Consider the following 6633-nt stretch of genomic DNA (forward strand, 5'->3'; position numbering starts at 1 on the left):
GGGGAACAGTCGGCCACCGCAGGCGGGTGCGGCAGCACACGCCTGCACTGAGAGGGCAGGCAGAAGGGCGCAGGGCTTTGGAAAGACAGCCTGAGGAGAAGAACGGTTTTCCCCGGCGCTCATAAGAAGCTGAAAGAGCCATGGGGGTTCGGGGGAGATTATCTCCCCCGACGGGGTCAGGGGCAGCGCCCCTGTTCCTTTCGGAGTTCTTTCGGAGTCAGGGGCAGGGCCCCTGCGGGGTTTCAGGGGCGGAGCCCCTGCTTTCCTTGACACTTCCCATTGCCCGAGTAGCGCCACGTCCCGTCAGCTCCGGACACGCTGTACGGGCACGGGGCTTGCACGACGCCCGCTGCGCTTGACGGCGGAAGTGAATTCCGCCTGCTTGCGGTCGTCGGCCGGGCTCCTGACGTCGCCCGGGGCCCCAGAGCGTTGAGAGAAAGCTGAAAGAGCCATGGGGTTCAGGAGCAGCCCCCGTCGCTCTGCCTTAAATATCATCATGAAAAAGAAGATGTTATGGGACTGACGGACAGGAAGAAGCGATTTGTGGAGGAGTACCTTGTGGACATGAACGGCGCGGCGGCTGCGCGTCGTGCGGGGTATTCGGAGAAAGGGGCGTCGCAGGCGGCGTCGCGGCTTTTGCACGAGCCTGCGGTGCAGGCGGCTTTGGTGGAAGCGCGTGCCGGGGTATCGGCGCGGACGGGGGTGGACGCGGAGTATGTGGTACGGGCGCTGGTGGAGATAGTCGAGCGGTCCATGCAGCGGGTTCCGGTGCTCACGGCGCGGGGCGAGCAGATGGTGGACGAGGAAGGCCGCGGGGTGTGGCGCTTTGACGCGAGGAGCGCGAACAAGGCGCTCGAGCTTCTGGGGCGGCATCTCGGCATGTTCACCGACAGAATAGAAGCCGACGTGCGCGAAAGCGTGAAAGTGGTGCTCTTCGGGGGCGAGTGAGAGGGGCCGCCCCGCGTTTTCCCGCTCCGGGCCCGTTTCGACGGCAGGGCGTCGGGACTTTGCGCTCCCCCGGGGGAAGGCAGGGGCCCGGGGGAGTCGGGCATAATCGTGTAGGGAAGGAGAGATGAGCGAGGTTCGCATACGGCTGAGGCCGCTGCAGCAGAAGGCGCTGGAAGCGCTGGATGCCCGGCGTTTCGGGGTGCTTATCTGCCATCGGCGTTTCGGCAAGACGGTGCTTGCGGTATCGCGGCTGTGCCGCAACGCCACGCTTTCCGGGGAGTCGTACCGCGGGGCGTACATTGCGCCCACGTACCGGCAGGCCAAGGACGTGGCCTGGGACTATCTGAAGAAGATCGCGCTGGCGGCCGGGGCGAAGGTGAACGAAGGGGAGCTTCGGGTCGACTTTAAAAACGGCGCGCGGATACGTCTGTACGGGGCGGAGAATCCCGATTCGTTGCGCGGTCTGAACCTGTGCGACGTGGTGTTCGACGAGGTGGCGCAGATGCCCTATTCGATGTGGTCGGAAATCGTGCTTCCCATGATTCTGGCCACGCACGGCAGGGCGCTTTTCCTGGGCACGCCCAAGGGGCGGAACGCGCTCTGGAAGGTGTGGGAGAACGCGCGTCTGCACGACGGGGAATGGGCGGCGCTCATGTACCGCGCTTCCGAGACGGGAATACTCTCGGAAGAGGATCTGGCCGTGGCGCGGCGCGAGACCGACGAGTCGGAATACGAGCAGGAATACGAGTGTTCGTTCACGGCGGCGGTGGCGGGGGCGTATTACGGCAGGCTCATGGAGCAGCTCGACCGGGAAGGCAGGATTGCCGCGGTGCCGTATCAGCCGGGATTTCCCGTGGTCACGGCGTGGGACCTCGGCTTTTCGGATTCCACGGCCATCTGGTTTGCGCAGGTGGTGGGGCGCGAGGTGCACGTCATCGACTACTATCAGGCGTCGGGGGCGGGGCTGGATCATTACGTCAGGGTGCTGCGCGACAAGGGGTACGTGTACGGCGAGCATCTTTTGCCGCACGACGCCGCGGCTTCGGAGCTCGGCACGGGCACGACGCGGCTTGAGACGTTGCAGCGGCTCGGGGTGCGGGGTCGGGTGCTGCCCATGACCACGGTGGACGACGGCATAAACGCGGTGCGGCTGCTTCTGCCGCGCTGCTGGTTTGACGAGAAGCGCTGTGCGCAGGGTCTGGAAGCTCTGCGTCTGTACCAGCGCGAATGGGACGAGAAGGCGAACGACTTTCGGGCGCGGCCCTTGCATGACTGGACGAGTCACGGGGCGGACGCCTTCCGGTATCTGGCCATGGGGCTGGACAACGTGGCGGGGCGGGGCGGCTTTGACCGGCTTCCGCCGCGCAGAAATCTGCGGGTATGCTGATGGACGAAAAGGACAGAGAAGAGCGGGCGCGCCGCGTGATTGCGCGGGAAATGGAATCGTGCATGGGGGTGGAGGGCTCGCGTCTTTCCTCGGAGCGCACGGCGCTCAAGAAGAAGTATCTGGGCTACGGCTACGGCGTGGACGAGGAGCGCGAGGGCAAGGGGCTTTCGACCTATGTCGACCGCACGGTGATGGAAACCGTGGAATGGGCCAAGCCCGGCCTCATGCGGGTGTTCTGCACGGATGAGATCATACGGTTCGAGCCGAAGACGCCCGATCAGGAACAGGCCGCCGAAGACGCCACGCTGTACGTGAATCAGGTGGTGTTCGGCAGGCGGATGTTTTCGCTGGTGCACGACGTGCTGGCGGACGGGCTGTATCAGCGGGCGGGCTGGTGCATGGCGCACTGTCCCGAGCGCAGGGAGAGGCGGGTCAGGCAGTTCACCGGGCTTTCGGAAGCCGAGGCCGTGGCGCTGCTCATGGACCCGGCGCTGGACATGGAGAGGCCGGGCGCGGTGAAGGTGCGCCGTTACGCGTCGCCGCAGGGGCCGCTTTACGACGTGACCGTGCATCAGACGGTGACCGTGCGCGAGATACGCATCGACGCCGTGCCGCCGGAGAACGTGATTGTGTCGGCGGATGCGGAAAGCGTGGAGAAGGCGCGCTTCATAGCCTGCTGGCAGCTTCGCACGGCTTCCGAGCTTGTGAGCGAAGGGTATCCGCGCGCGCTCGTTGAGGAGCTGGAACCCGCAGACGGCGCGGACGAAATGCCGGAAACCGCGGTGGGCCGCGCGGTGAACGACGCCTTCGGGCCGGTGCGGGGCGAGGGACGCGGGGCGGCGCGGGAATACAGAATTTATGAAGCGTGGTTCGATTTCGATCTGGACGGCGACGGGCTGGACGAAAAGGTGAAGGCCACGTTCTGCGGCGAGGGGGAGAGCTGCCGCATTCTGAAGCTTGAGGAATGGCCGCTGTATCGTGCGCCGCTCTTTGTCGCCTGTTCGGTGCCCATGCCGCATCAGGTGGTGGGGCTGTGTCTGGCGGATCTTGTGTCCGACGTGCAGGACCTGCGCACGGAAATGACGCGGCAGTATCTGGACAATCTGGCGCTGTCCAATCAGGGCGAGCTTGTGGTGAACGAGGGCATGAGCGGCAGCGTGGAATACGACAGTCTGCTGGCGCGCGGGGTGGGGGCGGTGCATCGCGTGCGCGGCGACGCAACCATAACGCCGCTGCCCGTGACGGCATCGTCGTCGGACGCGCTTGCCGGGCTCGACATGAGCGCAGCGCTCATCGAGAGGCGCACGGGGGTGTCGAGCCGCACGCAGAGTCTTCAGGCCGACACGCTCCAGAACACGGCCACGGGCGCGAGCATCATGGAAGAGGCGATAAATCAGCGTCTGGAGCTCATTGCGCGCGTGTACGCCGAAACCTTTTTCAAGCCGCTCGGCCGTTATGTGCTGCATCTTCTGCACCGTTATCACGACAAGGCGGTGCAGCTGCGGCTGAAGGGCCGTTTCATGGCCTTTGATCCGCGCAACTGGGACCCGGACATGGACATAGCCGTGGCCGTGGGACTCGGCACGGGCAACCGTTCGAAGCTGGTGGCGGCCTGTCGCGAGATATTGCAGCTTCAGCAGGCGTTCATGGGGCGTCTCGGGTCGAACTCGCCGGTGCATCTGTCCAACGTGGTGTACACCTGCCACAAGATGGCGGAAGCCGCGGGACTGGAATCGCCCGAGCGTTTCTTCGGTTCGGAAGAGGACGCCAAGAAGGCCGAGGCGGCCATGAGGAACGCGCCTGCCGCGCCTTCGGCGGACGAGAAGAAGCTGGAGCTTGAAAAGGAAAAGCTGCGTCTTGAGCGGGAGAAGTTTGAGCTTGAGAAGGCGGAAACGCTGGAGCGGCTGCGTCTTGACGCGTGGAAGGCGCAGACGGACGCTGCGCGCGACGCGGCAGAAACGGCGCAGAGCGCGCTTATGGACAGGGCGAAGACCGAAGGAAGCCTTGCGCTGAAGGCGGCGGAAATGCGCATGGAAAAGGAACTCGATCAGACTCGCCTTCAAATGGGCGAGAGAGGCAGCGGCCTGACGAATATCAAGGGCGTTGGAGGATGGTGATGGATATGAAGGCGCTCGGCGGCCTGCTGGGACTTATCGCTGCTTCTTCGCCGCCGGATGATGCGGAAGGGGCGGTAAGACCGGATATTCTGGACGTAGTGAAAAAGGCCATTGCAGGCCGAAAATATGGAGGAAGCAAAGCAGGAACACTGGAAAGTCCGAATGCGGCAAATGCTTTGAAAAATTCGGCCGAATATGGCGGAAACTATGGCTATTTCAATAATCATGGGCTTATCCAGCGTTTTCAGAAAGATGATTGGACGCCGGAACAGATAGCTGAAGGATATCGGGAGATTTACGATTCTCCGGATACGGTACTTATTCCAAATGTTCTTGGAAAGAATCCGGTAGCAAAAGAGGCGTTGTGGAATCCTGCTGGCAAGCAGGATAGGTCATGGTATATGCCTATTTTGCCATACAAAAAAGGTTTTCAAACCGTTACCGTGTACGATCCGAAAACCTCAAAGGTGGAACATTTGTTGAAGGAAAGAGGGTACTGGGAGGGCGGGCCGAACTCCTCCATATTCTCACCTTCACTGATGAAGATGCCTGCGGAGCAGGTTGGCAGCGGTCCCATTTCTGCTGTCAGCACCCCTTTTGAAAATACCTTACAGGAACAGCTGAAAAAGCTCAAGTTGAAAGCACCCGCCATAGCGGGCGCAGGTTCTGGTGCCGGGCTTACCCTATGGCCTGCCGATGCTCCGGGGTATGTGAACACGGAACCGGGGCTGGAAGAAGCATGGAATCCTGCGGAACTTCCTGCGGTCATGGCGGGAGTGCAGGGCATGGCGGGAAAGGCCGCTGCCGCTTTGCTGGATCCTGTAATTTCCTACGGCGCGGACAAGCTCGGCGGACTGCTCAATTACTTTGTGGGAGGGGAAGAATGACGCATGAGGAACGAATGGACGCACTGGAAGCCGGACGCATTCTGCAAAGTCGGGTGTTCCGGGACGCTTTTGACCGGCTTGACGCGCGGTATGTGCAGGCGTGGCGCGCCAGTACCGACGGCGTGAAGCGTGAGGACTGGTGGCATAAACAGCGGGCGCTTGCAGAGGTGAAAAAGGAAATTTTTCGGGAATTGCAGTGCGCCGCGCTCAAGGAACATGGCAAGGATGAAGCATTGAATGCGGCCGTGAAAGCCGTGAAGGAGAACGCATGAACGACATGGAGAAAAAAGCGGAGGGCGTGTACGACGTGGACGCCATAGCTTCCCTGTTTGACGGCGGGGCGGAAGGCGGCTCCGAAGAGGGGGAGGACATGCCCGAAGACGTTCGGGACGACGAAGGCCGTGACGCATCCGGCCCCGCTGCCGAAGATAAGAGCGGCGCTGCCGCAGAGGACGCCGCCGGCGCTGCCGATGATGCCGAAAAGGACGCCGGAAACGACGAAGAGGGCCTTGCGGACGTGCCCATGCCGGAGGGCTTTGAAGAGGCGCTGTGGAGCGCGCTTTCTCCCGAGGCGCGAAGCGCGGTGCACTCGCGCGAGCAGGCCCATGCCGCGGAGCTTTCGCAGGCGAGGCGGAAGGAGCAGGCCGCAAGGCAGCGCGAGGAGCAGTTTGCCGTGGCGGCCAACGCCGAGCTTCAGCAGGCGCTTGCCGCCATGAAGCAGATTGTGGAAGCCGAGTACGGCTCCGTGGACTGGAACGCGCTTGCGGAACGTGATCCCGCCGCCTTTGTGAAACTGCGTCAGGCCTGCGCCTCCCGCATGGACGCCGTGCGCCGCGTGCAGGAGCGCGTGACGCAGGCCGCGCGCCGCTACGAAGCCGAACGCGCCGCCGAAGCCTCCCGCGCCATGGCCGACGAGTTCGCCCGCGTGCAGCCGGAACTTCGCGCCCTCATGGGAGCAGGATTCAACGGCAGAACCTTTGCCGCCAACATCGCGGAATACATGAAGGAACAGGGCTGCCCCCCTTCCGCCGTCAACGGCCTGACCAAAGGGTACGAGGTCAAACTCGTCGCCAAGGCCATGCTCTACGACGCCCTCGCCGCCCGCCGCGCCGCCGCCGTCAAAAAGGTCGCCGACGCCCCCAGCGTCCGCCCCCCGCGCGCCTCGGCCAAATCCACCGACCGCGCCTCCCGCGCCCGCGACGCCCTCGCCCATAACCCCGACAGCACCGACGCCCTCGCCGCCCTCTTCGAAGCAACTATGTAAAACGCAGGAAAGGCAGGAAAGGCAGGAAAA

The 6633-nt window shown here is 63.4% G+C and carries 6 protein-coding genes; all 6 read left to right on the plus strand.

The window, feature by feature from the left end:
• Positions 1-513: 513 nt before the first annotated feature.
• The 6 genes from QZZ60_RS09935 (at position 514) to QZZ60_RS09960 (ending at position 6603) form a co-directional block, all read left to right on the plus strand.
• On the plus strand, positions 514-948 hold the full coding sequence (locus tag QZZ60_RS09935) for a terminase small subunit (RefSeq protein ID WP_295641004.1): 435 nt from the start codon (positions 514-516) through the stop codon (positions 946-948).
• Positions 949-1072: 124 nt separating this feature from the next.
• Positions 1073-2335 carry a terminase family protein gene (locus QZZ60_RS09940; RefSeq protein ID WP_295641006.1) on the plus strand — a complete coding sequence of 421 codons (1263 nt, stop codon included), beginning with the start codon at positions 1073-1075 and terminating at the stop codon, positions 2333-2335.
• Complete coding sequence (locus tag QZZ60_RS09945; RefSeq protein ID WP_295641008.1) at positions 2329-4452, plus strand: hypothetical protein; 2124 nt, start codon at positions 2329-2331, stop codon at positions 4450-4452. Before QZZ60_RS09940 ends, QZZ60_RS09945 begins: the two co-directional genes overlap by 7 nt.
• The gene (locus QZZ60_RS09950; RefSeq protein ID WP_295641010.1) at positions 4452-5339 is read left to right on the plus strand and encodes a hypothetical protein; all 888 of its coding nucleotides are present in this window, start codon (positions 4452-4454) and stop codon (positions 5337-5339) included. Before QZZ60_RS09945 ends, QZZ60_RS09950 begins: the two co-directional genes overlap by 1 nt.
• A gap of 14 nt (positions 5340-5353) precedes the next feature.
• On the plus strand, positions 5354-5611 hold the full coding sequence (locus tag QZZ60_RS09955; RefSeq protein ID WP_295641012.1) for a hypothetical protein: 258 nt from the start codon (positions 5354-5356) through the stop codon (positions 5609-5611).
• Complete coding sequence (locus QZZ60_RS09960; protein WP_295641013.1) at positions 5608-6603, plus strand: hypothetical protein; 996 nt, start codon at positions 5608-5610, stop codon at positions 6601-6603. Before QZZ60_RS09955 ends, QZZ60_RS09960 begins: the two co-directional genes overlap by 4 nt.
• Positions 6604-6633: the final 30 nt, after the last annotated feature.

It is taken from the genome of uncultured Mailhella sp. (genome assembly GCF_905187505.1).
Classification (GTDB): domain Bacteria; phylum Desulfobacterota; class Desulfovibrionia; order Desulfovibrionales; family Desulfovibrionaceae; genus Mailhella.

Bases quoted from the DNA above. Each gene is read 5' to 3' on its own strand.
- QZZ60_RS09935 (WP_295641004.1), top strand. From the start codon at position 514: ATGGGACTGACGGACAGGAAGAAGCGATTTGTGGAGGAGTACCTTGTG.
- QZZ60_RS09960 (WP_295641013.1), top strand. From the start codon at position 5,608: ATGAACGACATGGAGAAAAAAGCGGAGGGCGTGTACGACGTGGACGCC.
- QZZ60_RS09945 (WP_295641008.1), top strand. From the start codon at position 2,329: ATGCTGATGGACGAAAAGGACAGAGAAGAGCGGGCGCGCCGCGTGATT.
- QZZ60_RS09940 (WP_295641006.1), top strand. From the start codon at position 1,073: ATGAGCGAGGTTCGCATACGGCTGAGGCCGCTGCAGCAGAAGGCGCTG.
- QZZ60_RS09950 (WP_295641010.1), top strand. From the start codon at position 4,452: ATGGATATGAAGGCGCTCGGCGGCCTGCTGGGACTTATCGCTGCTTCT.
- QZZ60_RS09955 (WP_295641012.1), top strand. From the start codon at position 5,354: ATGGACGCACTGGAAGCCGGACGCATTCTGCAAAGTCGGGTGTTCCGG.